At 38.9% G+C, this 23,018-nt stretch carries 17 protein-coding genes and 1 other annotated feature; of the genes, 12 read left to right on the top strand and 5 right to left on the bottom strand.

Annotation, left to right across the window (positions count from 1 at the left end; genetic code table 11):
- Window position 1: 1 nt before the first annotated feature.
- From QE450_RS12140 to ptsP, 3 genes are all read left to right on the top strand, one after another.
- Window positions 2-433 (top strand): CoA-binding protein, encoded by a 432-nt coding sequence (locus tag QE450_RS12140; protein WP_307299509.1) that lies wholly within the window; start codon window positions 2-4, stop codon window positions 431-433.
- 263 nt (window positions 434-696) lie between these two features.
- The gene (locus QE450_RS12135) at window positions 697-2,571 is read left to right on the top strand and encodes a glucose PTS transporter subunit IIA (RefSeq protein ID WP_273613033.1); all 1,875 of its coding nucleotides are present in this window, start codon (window positions 697-699) and stop codon (window positions 2,569-2,571) included.
- 2 nt (window positions 2,572-2,573) lie between these two features.
- The gene (gene ptsP, locus QE450_RS12130) at window positions 2,574-4,331 is read left to right on the top strand and encodes a phosphoenolpyruvate--protein phosphotransferase (protein ID WP_273613032.1); all 1,758 of its coding nucleotides are present in this window, start codon (window positions 2,574-2,576) and stop codon (window positions 4,329-4,331) included.
- Window positions 4,332-4,476: 145 nt separating this feature from the next.
- On the opposite strand, the gene QE450_RS12125 is transcribed toward ptsP, so the two are convergent.
- Window positions 4,477-5,004 carry a type 1 glutamine amidotransferase domain-containing protein gene (locus QE450_RS12125; protein WP_273613031.1) on the bottom strand — a complete coding sequence of 176 codons (528 nt, stop codon included), beginning with the start codon at window positions 5,002-5,004 and terminating at the stop codon, window positions 4,477-4,479.
- Between the two features lie 301 nt (window positions 5,005-5,305).
- Between QE450_RS12125 and ytxJ the strand changes: the two genes are divergently transcribed.
- Window positions 5,306-5,647: a bacillithiol system redox-active protein YtxJ gene (ytxJ, locus tag QE450_RS12120; RefSeq protein WP_273613030.1), complete on the top strand. Its 342-nt coding sequence runs from the start codon at window positions 5,306-5,308 to the stop codon at window positions 5,645-5,647.
- Between the two features lie 114 nt (window positions 5,648-5,761).
- The gene (gene ccpA, locus QE450_RS12115) at window positions 5,762-6,769 is read left to right on the top strand and encodes a catabolite control protein A (protein WP_069329015.1); all 1,008 of its coding nucleotides are present in this window, start codon (window positions 5,762-5,764) and stop codon (window positions 6,767-6,769) included.
- Window positions 6,770-6,984: 215 nt separating this feature from the next.
- On the opposite strand, the gene QE450_RS12110 is transcribed toward ccpA, so the two are convergent.
- Entirely contained in the window at window positions 6,985-10,131 is a 3,147-nt protein-coding gene (locus QE450_RS12110; RefSeq protein WP_307299508.1) for a penicillin-binding protein 1A, read from the bottom strand.
- 173 nt (window positions 10,132-10,304) lie between these two features.
- Window positions 10,305-10,566, top strand: a binding site (T-box leader).
- Window positions 10,567-10,659: 93 nt separating this feature from the next.
- Here QE450_RS12110 and tyrS point away from each other — a divergent pair.
- Together tyrS and QE450_RS12100 are read left to right on the top strand one after the other, a co-directional pair.
- Window positions 10,660-11,913 (top strand): tyrosine--tRNA ligase, encoded by a 1,254-nt coding sequence (tyrS, locus tag QE450_RS12105; RefSeq protein WP_307299507.1) that lies wholly within the window; start codon window positions 10,660-10,662, stop codon window positions 11,911-11,913.
- Window positions 11,914-12,139: 226 nt separating this feature from the next.
- Window positions 12,140-14,197, top strand: coding sequence for a methyl-accepting chemotaxis protein (locus QE450_RS12100; protein ID WP_307299506.1), 2,058 nt, complete (start codon window positions 12,140-12,142; stop codon window positions 14,195-14,197).
- A 165-nt stretch (window positions 14,198-14,362) separates the two neighbouring features.
- Here QE450_RS12100 and rpsD read toward each other — a convergent pair whose 3' ends face one another.
- Entirely contained in the window at window positions 14,363-14,962 is a 600-nt protein-coding gene (gene rpsD / locus QE450_RS12095; protein ID WP_204823349.1) for a 30S ribosomal protein S4, read from the bottom strand.
- Between the two features lie 401 nt (window positions 14,963-15,363).
- On the opposite strand from rpsD, the gene QE450_RS12090 reads away from it, so the two are divergent.
- From QE450_RS12090 to QE450_RS12075, 4 genes are all read left to right on the top strand, one after another.
- Window positions 15,364-17,334, top strand: a complete 1,971-nt coding sequence (locus tag QE450_RS12090) for a sensor domain-containing diguanylate cyclase (protein WP_307299505.1) — start codon at window positions 15,364-15,366, stop codon at window positions 17,332-17,334.
- A gap of 179 nt (window positions 17,335-17,513) precedes the next feature.
- Window positions 17,514-18,629 carry an aminopeptidase gene (locus QE450_RS12085; RefSeq protein ID WP_204823351.1) on the top strand — a complete coding sequence of 372 codons (1,116 nt, stop codon included), beginning with the start codon at window positions 17,514-17,516 and terminating at the stop codon, window positions 18,627-18,629.
- A gap of 208 nt (window positions 18,630-18,837) precedes the next feature.
- Window positions 18,838-19,095, top strand: a complete 258-nt coding sequence (locus QE450_RS12080; RefSeq protein WP_069329023.1) for an HPr family phosphocarrier protein — start codon at window positions 18,838-18,840, stop codon at window positions 19,093-19,095.
- A 196-nt stretch (window positions 19,096-19,291) separates the two neighbouring features.
- A complete protein-coding gene (locus QE450_RS12075; protein WP_069329024.1) occupies window positions 19,292-19,591 on the top strand; it encodes an Fpa/YlaN family protein in 300 nt (99 codons plus the stop codon).
- Window positions 19,592-19,660: 69 nt separating this feature from the next.
- Here the strand turns inward: QE450_RS12075 and cax are convergent, their stop codons facing one another.
- Window positions 19,661-20,725: a calcium/proton exchanger gene (gene cax, locus QE450_RS12070; protein WP_273613025.1), complete on the bottom strand. Its 1,065-nt coding sequence runs from the start codon at window positions 20,723-20,725 to the stop codon at window positions 19,661-19,663.
- Between the two features lie 193 nt (window positions 20,726-20,918).
- Between cax and QE450_RS12065 the strand changes: the two genes are divergently transcribed.
- The gene (locus QE450_RS12065) at window positions 20,919-21,281 is read left to right on the top strand and encodes an Asp23/Gls24 family envelope stress response protein (RefSeq protein WP_204823353.1); all 363 of its coding nucleotides are present in this window, start codon (window positions 20,919-20,921) and stop codon (window positions 21,279-21,281) included.
- 71 nt (window positions 21,282-21,352) lie between these two features.
- Here QE450_RS12065 and ftsW read toward each other — a convergent pair whose 3' ends face one another.
- Window positions 21,353-22,687: a putative lipid II flippase FtsW gene (ftsW, locus tag QE450_RS12060; protein WP_273613024.1), complete on the bottom strand. Its 1,335-nt coding sequence runs from the start codon at window positions 22,685-22,687 to the stop codon at window positions 21,353-21,355.
- Between the last annotated feature and the right edge of the window lie 331 nt (window positions 22,688-23,018).

Genomic DNA, 23,018 nt, shown 5'->3' with positions numbered 1-23,018 from the left:
GATGGCTTTTACCAATCCTTCACGAGAAGAAATCAAAACGATTTTGGAAAACGTAGGCAATATTGCAGTAGTAGGACTTTCTGACAAAATGGATCGTACATCGTATATGGTATCCGCAGCAATGCAAAATCGGGGATATCGTATTATTCCTGTTAATCCACAAGCAGCAGGTCAGAAAATTCTAGGCGAAACGTGTTATGCCAGTCTTAAAGATGTTCCTGAACCGATTGATATGGTCAATGTATTCCGTCGTAGTGAATATTGCGCAGATATTGCTAGAGAAGCAGTAGATGTGGGTGCCAAAACGATCTGGTTGCAATTAGGTGTAGTCAATAATGAAGCAGCCCAGATCGCACAAGAACAGGGTATTGATATGATTATGGATCGTTGTATTAAAGTAGAAGAAGCGATTGTGCGCCCTGTAAGAGTATAAATGTAGAACAATATACCGGATCCTATCCTGTACAGGATAGGTAATTCATAAAAATATAGAAAAGTCTGTAGGATATCTGATCAGGCTTTTCTATATTTTTTTGTCATTTCATTGTGTTTTGCCGAATAGGTATAGAATAGATTCTAAAATAGGTGTATGTTATATATGAAAATGAGGAAATCATGACATTCTTATCATATAGAGCCGCTTTGACAAAACATGGCCTACAGCGTACCATCAGGTATAGGAAGGGGGAGGGCGCGTTGAATTGGCTAGGTTCCCTGCAACAGTTCGGAAGAGCTATTATGCTTCCTACCATGGTACTTCCGGCAGCGGCTATTTTGCTCAGTGTAGGAGGGCTTCCATGGGGAGCATGGGGCTTACCTGTCGTCTCTGAGGTAGCTACAATAGCAGGTCAAAGTATTTTTCATTATTTACCGTTTATTTTTGCGATAGGTGTTGCGTTAGGGCTTGCTAATCAAGCAGGCACCGCAGGGCTTGCCGCTTTTGCCGGAATGGCATTATATGATCAGGTGACCAAGCATTTTAGCAGTGATTTGATACAGCCTTCCACATTGATTGGAATTATGATGGGTATCATTGCCGGGGCAGTGTACAGGCGATTCAAAAATGTACGTCTTCCCGAAGCGATCCAGTTTTTTGGCGGATCGCGTTTTGTTTTGCTGTTTATGGGGTTATTCTCTTCTGTGTTTGCTTACGTCATGTTGTGGTTCGCTCCCATATTACAGCACCTATTAAATGGGCTGACATGGGGATTATCGACGATGGGCGGGTTTGGACTCTTTTTATATGGAGCCTTATATCGCATTTTGTCTGCTTTTGGACTGCATCATTTATTGAATAATATTGTATGGTTCCAGATCGGTTCGTATGAAAGCCATGGAGATATCGTACAAGGCGATTTGCCACGCTTTTTTAGTGGCGATCCGACAGCCGGTATTTATATGGCAGGATTATATCCGGTGATGATGTTCGCTTTGCCAGCAACGGCATTAGCGATTATCCAAGAAGCACGCGAAGACTTGAAGCCCAAAGTACGTAAAACATTTATGCGTGCTGCTCTAGTATGCTTTTTAACAGGCGTATCCGAGCAGATTGAGTTTGCCTTTTTATTTGCTTCTCCATGGTTATTCGGTATTCATATCGTATTGTCTGGACTCGCAATGTGGATTACGTATGCGTTAGATATTCATCATGGCTTTTCGTATTCAGCAGGAGCGATCGACTATGTGCTGAATTATCATTTATCTAGCAATGCATGGATGTTAATTCCGATTGGAATAGCTTATGGACTAGCATATTACTTTATTTTCCGATTTGCGATTCGGCGCTTCCGAATTCCGACACCAGGTCGTGAAGAAGCTTCTACATTAGGCGATTGGGTAGGAAATATTCCGTATCAGACACCGCTTATTTTACAAGCATTAGGTGGCAAAGAAAATATTGTACGCGTAGAAGCGTGTATTACAAGATTGAGATTAACGGTCGTTAATGATCGTGCTATAGATAGCCGTGCATTAAAGTCACTGGGTTCAGCAGGATTGATCAAGTTAGGTGGCGGTAATGTACAGATTGTATTTGGAACATATTCGGAATTGATTCGCGAAGAGATTCGGAAGTTGATGGATCGCGATCTGACACATGTTCAATTTTGTGCACCTGTACAGGGTAAAATGATTGCCCTATCTGAAGTGCCTGATCAGATTTTTGCAGGTAAGTTAGTCGGTGAAGGTGTAGCCTTTTTGCCTGAAAGTGGTGAACTGGTATCGCCTGTAGCTGGAACGATCATGCATTTGTATCCTACGATGCATGCGATCGGTATCGGTACATCAGAAGGTGTCGAAATATTGCTTCATATCGGTATTGATACCTCTCAGCAAAAAGGCTGCTTTGAAGCGGTTGTAGCTGCTGGCGATGTAGTAGAAGCCGGACAATTATTGATTAAGTTTGATTTGGAAACATTGCAAAAAAACGCACCGTCACTTGCAACTCCGATGGTTATTACTAACCCTGATCGTGTCCGATCATGGAGTTATGCTCCATTTAAAAATGTAAAAAAAGGACAAGGGGCTGTAATGTCGGTAGTATTGCATGATAAGAGCGGTGGGGGGGACTAAACATGATCAAAGGAATCGCAGCTGCTGGTGGAGTAGCCATAGGAAAAGCTTTTGTGTTGCCAACATGGGAATGGGATGTACCGGATCAGTGTCTTGATCCGACAGACCTTGCGCAAGAATTTGAGCGCTTATATGAAGGCATTCGTACATCCAAAACTGAGATTGAGCTGATGAAAAATGAATTCGAGGAAATCGCAGGTCCTGAAGAATCAAGTATTTTTGATGCTCATTTAGCTATTTTGGAAGATCCTGAATTTATGAATGAGATTCGCGGTATTATCGAACGCCAATACAAAGCGGCAGAAGTGGCTGTACAAGAAGCGATTAACCACTTTGTAACGATGTTTGATCTACTGGATGATGAATATATGAAAGAACGGGCTGCTGATATTAAAGATGTCGGTAACCGTCTACTTAAACATTTACTTGGTGCACCTGAGGTGACTTTGCCTACAGATACACAACCTTATATTTTGGTCGCCAAAGAGTTATCGCCTTCGCAATTGGTTCATTTGAATCCACATAATGTACTTGGAATTGCTACTATTCTAGGTGGAAAAACATCGCATTCTGCGATTATGGCACGAGCGATCGGTATTCCGCTTGTCTCTGGATTAGAAAGTCAATTAGACCCACCGATTCAGACAGGCGAAATGATTATTGTCGATGGCGATAATGGTAAAATTATTGTTCATCCTGATCAACAAACGATCGAGCATTATAAGCTGATTAGAACCGCTCAGGATCGCCGTAAGCGTCAGCTAGAGATGTTGTCTACTGTTGACTCTATTACCAAAGACGGTATCCCTATGCGTCTCTCAGCGAATATTAGTTCGATTAAAGAATTGGATATCGCTTTGAAAAATGGAGCCAAAGGTGTAGGCTTGTTCCGTACAGAATTTATGTATATGGATCGTAATTCTTTTCCAAGTGAGCGAGAGCAGTTTGAAGTGTACCGCTTAGTGGCAGAGAAAGCCAAAGGACAGGCAGTGGTTATTCGTACGCTTGATATTGGTGGAGATAAAGAACTGGATTATTTCCCTTTACCTGAAGAAGAAAATCCATTTCTCGGTTATCGAGCGATTCGTATCTGTCTGGAACATACAGAAATGTTCAAAACACAGCTTCTTGCGATATTACGTGCAAGTGCTTATGGAGCAGTCAAAATCATGTATCCGATGATCTCTTCTGTAGAAGAGGTACAACAAGCTAATGTTATTTTGCATGAAGCGATGGATGAATTGGATCAACGAGGATTGCCTTACAATCGTGAGATTCAAGTTGGTATTATGATCGAAATTCCAGCAGCAGTCGCGATAGCGGATCTACTCGCGGAAGAATGTGACTTTTTCAGTATTGGTACCAATGATCTGGTGCAATATGTACTGGCTGTTGACCGTATGAATGAACATATTGCTCATATGTATAATCCTTATCATCCAGCTGTGTTGCGTATGTTACGCAGTACGATTCAAGCAGCTCATGCAGAAGGTATTCCTGTGAGTGTATGTGGAGAAATGGCTGGCGATGAGCGTTCTATTCCATTTTGGTTACAGATGGGTGTCGATCATCTAAGTATGTCACCACAATCATTGTTGCGAGTTAAACAGAGTATACTGAATACTGATTCCAAGCAAGCGAGCAGTCAAGCATTATCATGGATGAAATTAAAAACATCGCAAGCGATTGAAGAAGGTATTCAACAATATATGAATACATTAACAGATTCCGATGCTTCTTTTGCTTCTTCTACTTCATAACATGATTTACTTTATTCCATAGTGTAGAACAAAAAAAGACATACCTTTTAACGGTATGTCTTTTTTGTTTATATTTAGCCTGTTATGTCTATTAAAATATTGCTGTACTTATGCTGTTAAATGGTGACCACCACAAATACAATAGTTACACTTTTTCAGCTAACGCATCACAAAAGGCTTTGCCATATGGGGGAAGATCCGGTGGACGACGAGCTGAAATAATATGTCCATCAACTACAACAGCTTCATCTTTCCAGATAGCACCTGCATTTTGCATATCATCACGAATACCCGGTGTAGAAGTAACAGTAACGCCTTCTAAAATGCCGGCTGAGATCAATACCCATCCTGCATGACAGATTTGACCGATAGGTTTGCGAGCCTCATGCATTTCTCGCACCAGTTCTAATACTTTAGGATAGCGACGTAATTTATCTGGTGCCCAACCTCCAGGAACCAAAATACCATCATAATCAGCACTGTCTAATTCGTCAAAGCTATATTCTGCTTCAGCAGGTACTCCATATTTACCAATATACTTTTTACCGCGATCCGCACCAGCTAGATGAACTTCAGCACCTTCTTCACGTACTCGATACACAGGAACCCATAGTTCCAAGTCTTCAAATTCCTCATCTACTAAAGCAATGACTTTTTTACCTGCCAATCTCATATCATCATTCCTTTCAGAGTTATATTCTATAGATAGCGATCGATATGAACCGATCAATCCCATTATTGAGGTTCATTGTATCAAAATAAACGATAAGGATCAAAATCCATGATCATGAAAAAAAGACTCAGAAGAATGAAAAGAAAACATTATGAAAATTACATTCATCTGAATTCGGCTGAAAAAACGGTAACAATGACAAAAAAATGGATTTTTACACTGTTATTTGTTAAGATACTTATGATAGTTATTCATGAAAACGTTCTTACATTAATTAATAGCAAAAGGGGATGTGTGCATAATGGCAAGTGTAACTCAGATGACTACAACCGATCAGTTACAAGAAGCTTTGAATCATACAACACAAAAACCACTGCTTGTATTTAAACATAGTACTCGTTGTCCGATTAGCGCTGGCGCTTATAGTGAATTTAAATCGTATTTGGAAAGCAATCCAAGTGAAGATGTCGATTATGGATTGGTCTATGTAGTGGAAAATCGCGATGTATCGAATGCAGTAGCAGAACATTTGCAAGTCAAACATGAATCACCACAAGTGATTTTAGTTAAAAATGGTGAGCCTGTCTGGAACACTTCACACTCGAAGATTACAGTAAGTTCGCTACGTGAAGCGTTATCTTAACATCATAACAATGATTGCAAGTCATACTATTTTAGCGTATCATGAATCTAAATGAAAAACGAAGCAAATTCTTGAAAACATGAAGAAAATTTATTGGTAATGGAGAGAAGGACCGTGACAGTAACCATTTATGATGTAGCACGCGAAGCTGGAGTATCTATGGCTACAGTATCTCGTGTAGTGAATAATAATCCGAACGTAAAACCACAAACACGCAAAAAAGTTTATGAAGCAATAGAACGTCTAGGATATCGTCCTAACGCAGTCGCACGTGGATTGGCAAGTAAGAAAACGACCACTGTAGGCGTTGTTATTCCTGATATTTCAAATTCTATTTTTGCAGAAATTGCCCGCGGTATCGAAGATATTGCGAATATGTATCATTACAATATTATTCTTTGTAATGCAGATAAGAAAAAAGAAAAAGAAATTCGTGTGGTAAACACATTGTTAGAAAAGCAAGTAGATGGTCTATTATTTATGGGCGGAACAGTAACAGAAGATCATTTACAAGCATTTCAATCTTCAGCTGTACCGATCGTATTATGTGCAACTCGTGATGAAAATGGATTGATTCCATCAGTAGATATCGATCATGAAGCAGCAGCTTTTGATGCTGTAAACACATTGATTCGTCATGGACACCGCGAGATTGCAATGATCAGTGGTACATTACAAGATCCTGCAAATGGATACTCCCGTTTTCAAGGATACAAAAAAGCATTAGAAGCAGCCAATATTGAATACAAAGAAGACTGGGTACGTATCGGTAACTATCGTTATGAATCTGGCGTAGAAGCTATGAAATATTTTATCGGTCTCAAAAAACGTCCAACTGCTATTTTTGCAGCAACCGATGAAATGGCTATTGGTGCGATTCACAGTATTCAAGACGAAGGTTTGAAAGTACCGGACGACTTCTCTATTATTTCTGTAGATAATATTCGTCTTGCTTCTATGGTTCGTCCACAGCTTACAACCGTAGCGCAACCGATGTATGATCTGGGTGCTGTAGCTATGCGTCTATTAACGAAATTGATGAAAAAAGAAAACGTTGAAAATACGCGTGTTATTTTGCCACACGAAACGATTCTACGTCTTTCTGTAAATCAATTGAACTAATAGTTCATATCATCAATAACTATGAATATAGATAAAAGCATCTTCTCCTGTAAAGGAAAGATGCTTTTTTTGTTGTGTTTTATAGGTGTAGTAGGCGAGTGTTACGATTGAATTCAAATCAATGTTTATTACTTTTTATCTATAAACAAACAGAAAAAAAACAGCGAATATCGATTATATTCAATCGGTATTCGCTGTTTAGTATATCAGTATTTTTACTTAACTTTATATTGTATTGGCGATGATGGTGGGGATGAACCACTCTCATTGACCGCTACTACATAAAACCAACCATCAATTTTGCGACTGGAATTATATTGGAACTTTGTATCTGGTGTAGATCCGGCTAGATTGTAAGGACCACCACTGGTTTTGCTAAAGTATACTTTGTAATTAGTTGCAGGCTGAGATGGAGCGCCCCACGAGATCACGACTGCACTTTTACCTGCACCTTTAGCGCTAAGTGAAGATGGAGCAGAAGGAGCTACTTTTGCTTTAGCAGGAGCAGCTTCTTCTGTAGTCGTAGCAGGGTCAGTAGCGTTACCTTCAGCTGGTGATGTACCATCTGTTGAAGGTTCTTCAGTTGTTCCATCTGGTAATAAAGTGCCTTCATCTGGCTCTTCTACAGGCACAGGAGCAGCACTGTAATCAACAGTATTACTTGGACTGGATTCATGTCCACCTACATCGACAGCAGTAACATAGAAAGAGAAATTGCCATTAGCAGAGACAAATGAATTGAATTGACTGCTGCCTAATTGTGCTGATTTCTGATATTGATACGATCCATCGCCAGCTGAACGATATAGACGATAACCGACTACATCACCAGAACCTCCAGAGTTAAAGGTAATACGAGCATCACTACCGCTAGTAGATAAGCGTACATTGCTAGGCGGATTAGGTGAGCCACCATCATCTTGCCTTGGATCAATACGTGTTGGAGCATCTGCGCCTGCATCTTCAGGTAGATAACGCCATAGTGCGTATTTAGGGCCTGACATATTAGCTAATGCATGTTGCAGATCTTTGATCAATTCAGAGATCGGCATTTCACGTTTGACTACAGTACGTTGATTCACCATATCATCTGGTGTGCCATCTTGTGGAATATAGTTTACACCATTGTACGTAATGTATTTCGCGTAAGCCACACCGTCATCAAAGTCTTTAGGTACATACTTAGCATTGAAAATATCAGTGACAAGGTTACCAGATTGCCGTGTAGCAGACGTTGGTAATTTACCGCTGAATCCAGAGACTGTTTGCGTTACAATGCCGTCTGGTTTGGTAAATGCGTCTGTTTTGAACAATTCAGGATCACTATCAGTCACTTTGTTCATAATCGTTGCCCATAAAGTACGAGCACGTTTTTTTCCATCTTCGGATAGGGTGTTCACCGGTTCACGATAACCTGCCCATACCCCGAGCGTTACATCTGGCGTAAAGCCCATAAACCAGACATCGGCATAGTTCTGAGTGGAACCCGTTTTACCGACGATTGGTATTTTGCCGTATTTATTAAATAACGTCTGCATCGTTCTACCTGTACCGCGTGAATCTGTAATAACAGTACGGAGCATATCTGTCATAAGATAAGCTGTTTGTTTGGAAAAGACTCGTTGTGGATCAGCTTTGTGTTTGTAGACAATTTTGTTATAAGGATCAACAATTTTATCGATCATATAAGCATCATTGAATATCCCTTGATTCGGAATAGATCCATACGCATTGGTTAATTCTTCGACAGTCACTCCATATTTAAGACCGCCGAGTACTCCGGTTTGTGCAGAGTAATCGGTATCCTGAATCGTCGTAATGCCTAATTTTTTAGCAAATGTCCATGCTTTATCAATACCTACTTTTTGATTAAATAGTTTGAGAGCAGGGACGTTTAACGATTCATCAAGAGCAGTACGGGCAGTTACCAGACCTTGATAACGTCCATTTGCATTCGCAGGGATGTGATATCCTTTGCCCCCGTCTTTCAAAATAATCGGAGCATCATCTACAATACTTGCCGGTTGCACCAGCCCTGCATCAAGCGCAGGCAGATAAGCAGCGATTGGCTTCATTGTAGAACCTGGCTGACGTGTCATCTGAGTAGCATAATTCATTTGTTCTTCTTGGAAGCTACGACCTTCAATCATACCGAGAATAGCGCCAGTTTTGTGATTAATCATCATAGCGGCTGTTTGTTCTTTACCTTTAGTATTGCTATCAGGCGAGAAGTTGCTACTGTCTTCTGCTACTTCATGCATCGTGTTATAGACCGTTTTGTTAATCGTCGTATATACACGATAACCACCAGTCAACAATTTTTGACGAGCATCTTCAAACAATTGATTGCGTTCTTCTGAAGATAAAGTAGACATATCCAAATCTGGATTTTCCATTTTTACAATCGTTTGTGCGCCTTGTCGTTCAATCTCCATCATAAGATAAGGATATTGAGAATACGCTTTGGCAGTTGGTTTAGCCAGTGCACTTTTGAGATCGAAATTAATCGCTTCATTGTATTCACTCGCTGTAATCTTACCTAACTCTTTCATACGTTCAAGAACCAGTTGTTGCCTGCCGACAGCACGTTTAAATCCTTTTTCATTGAATTTACCGTTGCTATCAAAAGCAGAATAAGCTGTTGGTAATTGAGGTAGCCCTGCAATATAAGCGGCTTCAGCAATATTGATTTTACTCAGATCATTTAGAGCAAAAATCCCTTTGGCTGCTGCTTTGATTCCAAAAATATTGTATCCGCTTGAACCTTTACCAAAAGGCATTTTGTTCAAGTAGGCAGTCAAAATTTCGTTTTTGGTCATAAAGCGTTCGATACGAAGAGAAAGCAACATTTCTTTAATTTTGCGATCATCTGTTTTGTCCAAGTTCAAAAATACCCGTCTCGACAATTGCTGTGTAAGCGTACTCCCTCCGGTTTGGACGGATTCATTCAGTACCCGCTGTTTGACAGCGCGCAGCGTACCATTCATATCTACACCTTTATGTTCATAAAAATGATTATCTTCTATGGAAATAATGGCGTCGATGACAGGTTGAGGAATCTGTTCATAAGTCACCAATCGACGATCTTCTTCTGTACGAAGTTGTCCAATCGGGGAACCGTCATTAAAATAAGCAAAGCCGGTCACTGCATTTTCATTGATCTTTTTGACTATTTCTTCACGCGAACGCACAGGTTCGTCTTTTACAATCGAAGAAACGTAGCCCATCAAAATACCTCCACCGAACAGGCAAATAGCAAAACCAGCAATAACTACCCATTTGAACACAGTGAGTAATTTGTGGAATCCAGAGTGCTTGCTAGCGGACTTATTTGTTGGACGCTTGTCCTTCTTTTCAGCCATGTAACTTCCCCCTTTTACCAGCCACTATTATAGCATAAAAATTACGCTATAATCAGTTTCTTCTGAACGATAAAAGTAGGATGGGCACAAAGTCGGATGTGAACAAGCATTGACTTGTTTGCAAAAGGTATGTTATAAAAGTGATACGTTTAAGCAATCTACAATTACATAACACAAAGACGAAGAAAGACACCCAGTAGAAGTGGAGATTACCGTTCTCAGAGAACCGATGGTTGGTGCAAATCGGCAAGCGGACTTCCTTTGAATTACAGGTCTGGAGTCGTTTGATATTAATGAATGTATCTATAATATCAAGCCGGGATGAAGATTCCGTTATATATAATGAAGTGAGAAGCTGACTATATCTTATGATGTTATAAGTATGAGATCAGTCTTCTAATTAGGGTGGTAACGCGAGGCCTGCTCGTCCCTTTATGGGGATGGGTAGGTCTTTTTTGGTGCTCATTTTCAAGCAGGCACTCTAACGGAAGTTATCCGTATAATGATGTGATAGGGAGCGAATAAATAATGAAATGGGAAGAATTAACATCAGCACAACAAGCAGAAGTAGAAAAACAATTAAGTGTAATTGAGCGAGGAACAGCAGAGATTATTCCTGAAGATGCACTGCGTCAAAAAGTTATCAAATCAGTAGCAACAGGTAAACCATTAACGGTCAAATTAGGTCTTGATCCATCTGCACCAGATATTCATATTGGACATACTGTTGTTTTGCAGAAGTTACGTCAATTTCAAGAATTAGGGCATCATGTTCAATTGATTATTGGTGACTTTACCGGAAGAATTGGTGATCCAACAGGTAAATCAGAGACACGTAAGCAATTAACCGAAGAACAAGTTAAGCATAATGCAGAGACATACAAAGAGCAGATCACAAAGATTCTTGATCCTAGCAAAATGAAAGTATACTTTAACTCCGAATGGCTAAGTCCGATGAATTTTGCAGATGTAGTCAATCTAGCTGCCAAAGTTACAGTAGCCCGTATGTTAGAACGGGATGATTTTACAAAGCGCTACCAAGGTGGTCAGCCTATCAGTATTCACGAATTTTTCTACCCATTGATGCAAGGGATGGATTCTGTAGCACTTGAAAGTGATATCGAAATTGGTGGTACAGACCAGAAGTTTAACTTATTGATGGGACGTACACTACAAAAGGAATACGGTAAAGCAACTCAAGTAGCGATCACTTTACCGATTATTGAAGGATTAGATGGCGTTCAGAAAATGAGTAAAAGTCTGGGTAACTACATCGGCATCAACGAAGAGCCGAACGAAATTTTTGGTAAATCCATGAGTGTACCTGATGAATTGATGCTCAAGTACTACGAGTTAACAACAGATATTTCAAATGAAGATCTGGCTAAGCTCAAAGCAGGACTTGCAGATGGTTCTATCCATCCACGTGATGCCAAAATGAATCTAGCTCAAAATTATGTACGTATGTTCCATAATGAAGAAGCAGGAGTGGCTGCAAAAAATCATTTTGTGACTGTATTCCAACAGCGTGCATTACCTGATGATATTCAAGAGGTAGTCATTGATGAAAGTCTTTTGGAAAATGGACAAATCGGTCTTATTAAATTGGTCATGACTTTGGGATTTGCAACATCTACCAGTGAAGCTAGACGTAGTATTCAACAAGGTGCTCTCAAAATTAACGAGCAAAAACATGATGATGTGAATGCAAGTATCGAACTGTCTGATGGAGATATCGTACAAGTAGGTAAACGTAAATTTGCCAAAATCAAAAAAGCTTAATCCAGATTCAATCCAAATTCAATACAAATGCATTTCAACCTTTGGTATTACTTCGGTAATGCTAAAGGTTTTTTTGTGTTCATTATAGGTAACGGGATAAACAGTCACAAAATAGTCAGTTGTTTATCCAATATCTCAAAGTGAAACTATTAATTTTATGTATCAATTTGTCGATATAAGTAGAATGTGGATTTTATTATAGATAAAGAGAGGATAGGTAATTACATTGCGTAGATTCAAGTTTAAAAGTATCCAGGCTCGCACATTATTAACATTACTTCCGATTGTTATTATCGCTCTTGTAGGGATTAGTGTGTTATCGTACCAATTTGCAAAGGAGAAGCTTAATACAGAAATCAATACCAATGCTAATAACACATTAATAGGACTGAATGAGAGCTTAAACAGTCAATTAAAACAAAATTCAATGATTGTATCATCACTTGCAGCAGCTACAGGAGAATTAGGAAATAATCTAGATATTGCCGATTATTTTAAACTGACAGAACGCTGGCAAATGTTAAGTCCATTTACGTACGGGGTAGGTATTTTCTTCGCAGAAAATCAGTATGAACAAGGTGTTAAATATCGGTCTGCTTATGCAATCCGAGATGGAGACAAAATTACAACAACAACAGAATATGATGATCCCGCTTATGATTATTTAACACAACCTTATTACACTGCAACTCTTAATAACTTTGATAAAATCTATTATACAGAACCATTTACCGATTCGGTTAGTAAAATCAAAATGATTACAGCAGGCAAAACGATTCGTAATAATGATGGTCAAGTGCTCGGTGTCGCTTTGGCAGATATCAGTATGAATAATATTCGAGATTATGTAAATAATCTTAAAATAGGTACAGCCGGTCGTGCTATATTGGTCAGCGGTAAAGGCGAAGTACTAGCAAGTGGTAGACCTGAGATTGTAGCGGATATGCCTTTGAAAGATGAAAAAATAGAGGGTATGGATACAGTAGCTAACCTGATTAACAAAAATCAAACAGGTCGTACAGTAGTGAATATTCAGGGAGAATTAAATACTATTTTCTATATGACTGTGCAAGAAACAGGTTGGAAAATTGCTGTAGTATTACCTGATTCTGAAATTCAACAGCCTACTCAAGAATTGCTACATATTCTAATTATTGTAGGCGCAATCGGTATCATCATTATTAGTGCCGCGATTTTGTGGAATAATATAGGGATGATTCGAGAAACGCGTAAAGTAGTCGAAGTCAGCCGTAAAATGGCTGTAGGCGATTATTCTGCACGATTGTCTAATCAAAGAGCCGATGAATTTGGTCAGATGGCTAACGAGTTTAACAAAGTGCTAGAGTCTACCAGTGGCATTATGAATCATCTGAATCAACAATCGACTATGATTCAAAATGCAGCTACAGAGATCGCTCAAGATTCAACGATGGCCGCCACAGATGCAGGTCATAATGTCAAAGAGTTGCAACAAATGGAAAGTGGTGCCGAATTACAATTAAAAGCTGCTGATGAAAGTACAGTAGCGATGGAAGAAATGGCGATTGGTGTACAACGGATCGCAGAATCGGTACAAGAAGTATCAGAAGCTACAGTTATTATTGAGCAAAAAGCAGAGCAGGGTAACCAGCATCTGAACAAAGCGGTTCAGCAAATTGATAGAGCTAAAGAAGTCATGGATGAAGCAGGACGTATGGCGGCTTCACTAAATGAACGTTCTCAACAGATCAGTAGCATTATAGATATGATTCAATCGATTAACAAACAGACGACATTGCTTGCTCTGAATGCTTCTATTGAAGCAGCACGAGCAGGAGAAGCAGGTCGTGGATTCGCTGTAGTCGCGTCTGAGATCAGTAATCTAGCGAACAACGTTGGAGATTCAGCTAGATTGATTACTGAACAGATCGTCTCTATGCAAGCAGAAACGTCTGCTGTAGTAAATGGGATGAAAGATGGCTCAACACAGGTTACCGACGGTATCATCATGTTGGAAGATACGAAGCAGATGTTTGCTTCTATTAGTGGAGATATTGAAAGTGTGGCTGGTGAGATTCAAGAAGTATCATCTGCATCTGAACAAATGTCAGCTGGCGCAGAAGAAGTGACAGCGTCTTTGAACAACCTGGCGGATATTGCTAAATCATCAGCAGTGCGTGCAGCAAGTGCAACAGAACGTTCTACACAACAGTCACAATCTTTACAGCAGTTACAAGCTTCCGCACAATCTTTGGATGCTGTATCAGATGCTTTGAATGAACTTATTTCTAAATTCCGTACTTGATAGCATGATCTCTTTATGATGATGAAATAGATTCAAATGGATAGGATAGACCAAAAAACCGCCTGCAATATGCTGGCGGTTTTTTGGTGTTGTGCTCAATAACCAAATCAATAACCAAATAAAAAAAGCTGTCAGAAAATTCTCTGACAGCTTTGAATTTAAATCTTAACGGTTGTAGAACTCAACGATTTGTTTTTCGTCGATTTCTTGAGACAATTCAGAACGCTCTGGCAAACGGATATATTTACCTTCAACAGCGTTTTCGTTGTACTCGATGTAAGCAGGCAAGTGTGAACGGTTTTCGATAGCTTCTTTAACAGAAGACAAGCTACGGCTTCTTTCACGAAGACCAATAACATCACCTGGTTTTACGGAGTAAGAAGCGATATCTACTTTTTTACCGTTAACAGTGATATGACCGTGGGATACCAATTGACGTGCTCCAGCGCGGCTGTTAGCAAAACCAATACGGTAAGCCAAGTTATCCAAGCGGCTTTCTAGCAAGAACATGAAGTTTTCACCAGCAATACCTTGAATTTTTTGTGCTTTAGAGAACAAAGTACGGAATTGTTTTTCGCCCAAACCATACATGTGACGCAATTTTTGTTTTTCTTGTAATTGCATACCATAGTTACTCATTTTACGACGTTGGTTCGCTCCGTGTTGACCTGGAGGGAAAGGACGTTTCAAATCTTTACCATTGCCGCTTAGGGAAATACCAAGACGACGACTTAATTTAAATTTAGGACCAGTGTAACGTGACATTTATAATAAGCTCCTTCGTAATTAAAGTTTTATTTTGAATATAAACATTCCGGGGCTTTGGGTCTGTGATTCATGTTGCCGCGTTTTGTTTGTCGTAGGCTCGGATAGGAAGCGTACTACTAGCAAAAATGTTCAGCCGCAGTCTTGCTAGCAACAAAAAGCGTGAGGGTGAAACAACGTTACCCCAAATTAAAGTCTATCCAGTCTTCATCAATAATAAATTATATAGGAAATAGGGATCTGTCGTCAATAGGTTTGTAAATATTGTTTGTGTAAAATTTGTTACGGGTTATTTCTGTATTAAATATTGTGTGCAAACCATAGCATAAAATTGTAGAATGAGTGTATTAATGTTAAGAAATTTAGTCACTTATTAGTATTCGTGAAAGGAGGCATTTTATATGTCAGACAATCAATGGAATTATCCGGTGCAAGCCTGGCGTACCGAAGAAGGACATGCCTCCTATCCGGTTGTATCAACTGCTGACGAAACGTTCTGGCTGCAAAATCTGGATATTAATCCTGAAGATTTTCCGCATATTGAACCACTGTTGCAAGAAAGTCTGGAAGATTGGCAACAACAAAATCATTCTCAAATGCGGATAGGTAATGCACATTGGTTTTTAATAAATCATATGCATAAATATATAGGCGGAGATCAGACAAGTGATCATTTGATACCAAAGATAGATATAGCAACCTTAACTCCTCATACGAATCAGGAGCATGTGATTGAATATGAAGAAGGACCTTATCGATATACGATGGTTCCTATTTATACTCGCCGTCATCATCAACAATTTGCGATGATGGGATGTGCTCAAATCCATCGTGACTCCGATGTATTATCGACAGAAGAAATTAAATTGCTTGTGTTGCATTATAAAAGTCTATTTTATCGTCGCTTCGAATATACATTTGTAGCGGATATGTTACATTCCAAAACACTAGCAGAGCGTGAAGCCCAGCGTCGTTCTGTCTTGTTTCAAGTGATTCAACGTATGCACGACAAATTCGATATCGATGCTTTGATCAATGAGCTTTTTGCTATCGTGGATCAGATGTATCCACAGGTAGAATTTGAATTGCTAGTATCACAAGATAATAAAAGTAACAATGCTAGAGTAAAGCCTTTATCGTTGCAAAATCCAAAAGAAGATATGTGTGTACGTGCTTTTACAGCAGGGCAACCACTTATGGAAATACACGCCAAAGCTCAAGGTTCTGATCGAATGGAAGTAGCGATTCCTCTAATCGGGAAGCAAGCGATCTATGGTGTATTTCATCTATTGTCTGAGTCTCCTTTAGAGGAAGAAGATATAGAGCTCATGAGGATTATGGCAGAAGCGGCTGGACGTACATTTGAAAATGCTAAATTATATGAACAATCACAATTGCTCAACGAAGATCTGCGTCTCATCAATGAGATTACAAGAAGGCTCAACCAAAGTCTGCAATTGAACGAGATTTTTGATATTGCAGGTAAAGAATTGCTTGATGTATTCAAAGCAGAGACCGTCGCAGTACTCCATCTGAATCCAGAGACAGAGCAATTTGAAGTGGTCACCGGTAACGTTCCAAGTATGGAAGGCAAGTCAGTAGGGAAAGATCATGGATATACCGGATTACTGTATCGAACCAAAGAGCCTGTGATCTTATCTGATTATTGCCAAAATCCCAGTCTGGAATCGTTATTTATGAATGCTTCAGGTTCTTGTTCGATGATCGCTTCTCCGTTAATGAGTGGTGGAGAAGTCAATGGATCGATCTTTTTAGGTCATCGTACCAGTCATTATTTTTCATATGGTAATTTTAAGCTATTACAAGTCATTACAACGCACATTGGACTAGCAGTAGCCAATGCAACCCTACATGATGAAGTAAGACGTATGGCAAGCCGTGACGCGCTCACAGGGTTATATCTACGTCGCTATCTAGACGAAAAGATTCACAGCTATCAAAGCAAAGAAGATAGCGGAACGTTATTGATGGTCGATATAGATAAATTCAAACAGGTGAACGATACGTATGGTCATCAGATCGGCGATGAGATTTTGAAGCAAGTCAGTAAAATGATTCAATCTTCTATTCGTGAAGACGATATTGCAGCCCGATGGGGCGGAGAAGAATTAGCGGTATATTTTCCTCAGATTGATGCAGAGAAAACAGAAGTGATCGCTGAACGGATTCGTGAAAAAATCGAACAGGAAACAGATCCAACAGTGACCGTTTCTTGCGGAATTGCAGCATGGGATCGCAAAGACAAAAAAGTAAGTGTAGAATCTTTATTTTATCGTGCAGACATGGCGCTATATCAGGCTAAAAAAAGTGGGCGTAATCAAGTCTGTATTGATGAAAGTCCAAGAGAATAATATAAGGAGTAGTTCTATGGATCATTATCGATAAGCGATATAGATGCTAGAGCTACTTTTTTTATTTTATAACGACAGGTAAAGACAAGAAACTTAACATCATGATACAATGTTTTTTGAATAATTAACCGTTGTTCAAAAAAATATTTAAAAAACTATTTACGAGGGGAAGATATGTGATGCAAGATCCTAGAGTAAAAGTATTAGCCAAAAATTTGGTTGAATATTCAATCGATGTACAACCAGGGGAAAATGTTTTGGTCGAAATGATCGGTAATGAACGTGATCTATTAAATGCAGTGATTCATGCGATTGGCGAACGAGGCGGTAATGTGTTTGTTCAATTGACTGATCGTAAAGTACAACGTGCTATGTTGATGAATGCGACAGAATCAAGCATGAAAACATGGGCTGCACTTGATCTAGAGCGTATGAAGCAGATGCAAGGATATATTGGTATTCGTGCAGGCGAAAATATCAATGATCTATCCGATGTTCCTGATGACAAACAAAAGTTGTACAACAGTATTTATCAACATGCTGTTCATAGCGAGCAACGTGTTAAACATACCAAATGGGTAGTACTTCGTTATCCAAATGCAAGCATGGCACAATTGGCAGGAATGAGCACAGAAGCATTTGAAGATTTCTATTTTGACGTATGTAATCTAGATTACGCTAAAATGGACAAAGCTCAAGATGCGTTAGAGCAATTAATGATCCGTACAGACAAAGTTCGCTTAGTCGGTAAAAATACAGATTTGCAATTCTCTATCAAAGATATCGGTGCTAAAAAATGTTCCGGTCAACGCAATATTCCAGATGGTGAAGTATTTAGCGCGCCGGTTCGTGATTCGGTTAATGGCGTTATCAGCTACAACACACCAACGGTATATAACGGTACTACTTTTGAAGGCATCACTTTCCGTTTTGAAAATGGTAAAATTGTTGAAGCAACAAGTAATGATACCGAGAAATTAAACAGCATTTTGGATTCAGATGATGGTGCTCGTCATATCGGAGAATTTGCGATTGGATTCCATCCTCATATTTTGCATCCGATGAACGATATTTTATTTGATGAAAAAATCGCAGGTAGTTTCCACTTCACACCAGGACAAGCATATGAAGAAACAGATAACGGTAATCGTTCTTCGATTCACTGGGATCTAGTATTTATTCAACGTCCAGAATACGGTGGCGGTGAGATTTACTTTGATGATGTATTGATTCGCAAAGACGGAATCTTTGTATTGCCAGAACTAGAAGCGCTTAATCCAGAGAACTTGAAATAATCTTTTAATAAATACTATAAAAGATTGAAAATGGTAAAAGAGGTTATATATTGTTGAGAGCATCTTATACGCTATTCACAATCGTAACCTCTTTTTATCGCTCTCATACGCTGTAAGAAATGGGTTGCATAAGAAAGCGTATTCAATTATGATGTAAATGGAAAACCTGAATTGTTGAAAATTTTAGTCGGAGTAGGAGGGTTCTCAAATGGCAACAAGTAATACGAATAATGCCGCAGTAGTTGAAATCGCACAGACAGCAGGTCAGTTCACTTCTTCTATTGTTTTACAACACGAATCTAAATTTATTGATGTTAAAAGTATTTTGGGGCTATTTACAACACTTGTGAAAAATCAAGACTATGAGCTCCATGTACATGGACCAGACGAAGAAGAGGCTAAAAAAGCAGTAGTTGCTGCTTTTGAAAAGCACGGACTTGCCGTAAAACTTGCAGAAGGTCAATGATTAACGAAATGCTGCTGATTCCTTGTGAATCGCAGCATTTTTTGTATGGATCAATCCGAATTCTATTTTTCAATAAATAGTTAAAATATAATGTAAATTCCTTTAATTTCGTTAGGGGTTCTTGTATTAGCCTCCAATTTCGTCTAATATTAATAGTAGTAGTGACTGACGATTCTCGAACATGGGGGGGAAGAGCATGACTTCATCTGATTTACAAGAGCAGTTGAATATAAAAGCATTGAATCTTCTACAAGAAGATGCAAATAAAATTGAAAAATTAATTGAAATACAGATGGAGAATTTGGATACTCGTTACTGTCCTCTGTACGAGGAAGTTCTGGATACTCAAGTATACGGCTTTTCCAAAGAAGTAGATTTTGCTATACGTGCTGGATTTGTTTCTGAGCCTGTAGGCAAACAGCTGATCAGCAACCTGGAGCGTAATTTGTCTGTGTTGTATGAAGCCATGAATAATAAACAACAGTCTGCTGAGTAGCAGACTTTCGTTACATAGAAACGCCTGTACCTTCAGAAGAGGGCACAGGCGTTTTTGGTTTGTTTTAATTTAGACAAGATAGAAAGAGACACCGAGAATAATATAAGTGACTAATAACAATAGCCCTTCATACCAGTTGGTCGAACCATCTTGAATAATGGATTTGGCGATAAATACAGATACCATAATTGCGACAAGTTCTAACGTCGTAAATACAATATCCATCGTATTGCCTAAGAAAAAGCTCACAAAAATCAGTACTGGCGCTACAAAGAGAGCAATCTGTAGACTACTACCGACAGCAATCTCAACCGATGCACCAATTTTGTTTTTCATCGCTAGCATAATCGCAGCACTATGTTCAGCAGCATTACCAATAATCGCTACTACAAATGCACCGACAAATAATTCACTGAATCCAAAGTCTGTTGTAAATGTCTCAAGCGTACCTACAAGCCATTCACTGACAAAAGCAGTCATAACAGTAGCAATCACCAAAAACAAAATAGATTTATTTTTAGACCATTTGGGTTCTTCATGATCTTCAGGTGCTTTGGGATCTTTCACATCTTCAAGATACTTTTTGTGTGTAATCATCGAGAAGATCAACCAGGCAACATACGCAGCGATCAATAGTCCGGCTACAATCAGACTAAGTGTATCGACTTCGGTAGGAGTGATCGAATGAGTATTCAAAAACAAAGCAGGAACAAATAGTGCGATGACAGCTACAATCATCAATGAACCGTTCATATTAGCAAGCGCTACATTAAAGTTCTGAATCTTATGCTTTACACCACCTGCAAAAATACTAAGACCAAGTACCAGTAATAGATTGCCGATAATCGAGCCGGTTAAGCTGGCTTTGACCATATCGTATAATCCTTCACGTAGCAACATGATAGCGATAATTAATTCTGCGGCATTACCAAAGGTAGCGTTAAGAAATCCACCTAAACGTTGTCCCGCATAATGAGCTACACTTTCTGTAGCCCGTCCTAGAAATCCAGCGACTAATACAACAGCTATAGCCGAGACTACAAATTGTAGAATAGGATTCAAATGTGCATAATGAGCAATAGCACTAAACACAAAAAAGATAGCCAATAAAATCGTAGATAAATGTTTCTTCATTCTGCACCCCTTTTTCTATATATTTTATGTAAATTCTTTAACATTATAACCAAAACAGTAGTGTATTTAAACCAATTGCGTGAGATAAAGTTTAGATTTTGGCAGAATGCTGATACAATAGAGGAGAAAAGTCAGCTTGATATAGAAGTTCTTTTATAAAGATAATGGCTTAAGCTTTAGAGGAGGATGGGACATGACCGAATCATTACAATTGGAAATGGGTATTATCAAAATTGCCGATGACGTCGTAGCAAAAGTAGCGGGCATGGCCGCTTTAGAAACGCCAGGTATTGCTGCTATGTCTGGAGGATTATCCGATGGATTTGCCAAACGTCTAAGTGGTAAAAATGTACAAAAAGGAGTTACGGTAGAAGTCGGACAATTGGAAGCTGCAATTGATCTACGTATTATCGTGCTGTATGAAACTCCAATTCATGAAGTATGCCGCATGCTTCAACAAAATGTACGCGAAGCTGTAGAAAATCTAACTGGGCTTAAAGTGGTTGAAGTCAACGTAAAAGTAGAAGGCGTTGCTTTTAAAGACGATATTTTGTAGACATTTTGATCATAAACATACAAAAAGACGACAGAAGTAATCTCTGTCGTCTTTTTTATACTATCGTTTTATTATTTCATTCGCATCGAGATCGATTGACGATTACCGATACGTGAATTGGTTGTTTGTGATTTCTCACTAGCTACACGATTAGTTTCACGAGAAATACTTAACATGATTCCCATACTGGTCATCATCATAATCAATGATGTACCACCATAACTAATAAATGGTAGTGTAACCCCTGTGATTGGAATCGTATTCGTAACACCGCCGATATTAATAAATGCTTGAATCGCAATCAAGCTCATGATACCAACACCGACCAGTGTTCCAAAGATATCAGGGCAACGTAATGCGATAAACAAACCTCGCCAGATAAAATACCCGTACAGTAGTAGAAATAAGCTGGTTCCTATAAATCCGAATTCTTCACCGATTACTGCAAAAATAAAGTCATTGTAAGGGTTAGGAAGGTAATGAAGCTTCTGAATACTTTGTCCAAAACCTGAACCTGTAAATCCACCAACTCCAATAGCAGTTAACGATTGAACAAGGTTGTAAGAACTTCCTTTTTCATCAGCCATCGGATCAAGGAAAGCTTCAATCCGACCTGCTTTGTAGCTACTTTCTGTACCAGTGTTATCATCATGATTAAAAAGAGCACCTATACCTAATACAAGTGATGCTCCAAGAACGAGTAAAAGCACAGAAGCCATAATGTGTTTTACACTAGCGCCACCTGCAAAAATAATTAGACCCGCTGTGGCGACCAAAATCATACAAGAACCTAAGTCATTTTGTAAAAAGATCAAGCCAGCAATTAAGCCGACCACGACCATGACCGGAATATAGCCGCTACGTAAATCTCTTAATTTATCTCCTTTTTTGGAGATCAAAGCTGCTAGATACAAAATAACAGCTAATTTGGCAAATTCAGAAGGCTGAAGTGAAAATCCAAAAATATTCAACCAGCTTCGAGCACCATTGAGCTCTTTACCTACCATTAGAACGATAACCAGTAAGGCTAAAGTAATTAGAAAAAAGGGCGCAAACCATTTTTTATATTTACTATAGTGAGCTTTCATAGCGAAAAACATACCTACAAGACCGATAACCGCATATAAAATATGCTTTTTCGTAAAATACAAGGAGTCAAAGTTATAGTTTTTGTTCGTCCATGCAATGCTTGAACTTGCACTAAAGACCATAATAATACCAAAACAGACTAAAATGACGGTCATGATTAACAATTGAAAATCAGGAGCACCTTTTTTAGTGATTTTCTGTGCAGGTTGCTGTATATTACGCACATTAGAACTGGAAGAAGGATTCGCGTTCCGATAGCGATTAGCTGTTGTCTGGTTGTTTAGTGTTCGTGGCGAAGTATGTCTGATTTTATTCATAACGTGTCTCCAAGGATAGAACGGATATGTACAGATCAGAAGTATTCAAGGCAGTTAACCAACTGCTAATTTTCATGCACAAATCCTCCTTTTGTAATAAAAAAATGTATCTATTTTTTGTTTCATATCAAATTATGGTTAAGTTCACTTTTCATGATAGTACGTTTTGTAGGTAGGTGCAAGCTTTACCCGTCAGTTTGAACATAGATATTACCATGAATATACTATAATGAAACAGAATCTAGTCATATAAACTATTATTTAACCACCTGAGCAGTATTGAAACGTATAATTATGTGTATAATGAAATAATGAGAATAGCATTGAAAGG

Origin of the sequence: Paenibacillus sp. SORGH_AS_0306 (assembly GCF_030819345.1) — a bacterium.
Taxonomy (GTDB): Bacteria; Bacillota; Bacilli; order Paenibacillales; family Paenibacillaceae; genus Saccharibacillus; species Saccharibacillus kyungheensis.
This window is presented reverse-complemented; position numbering and strand designations above follow the sequence as displayed.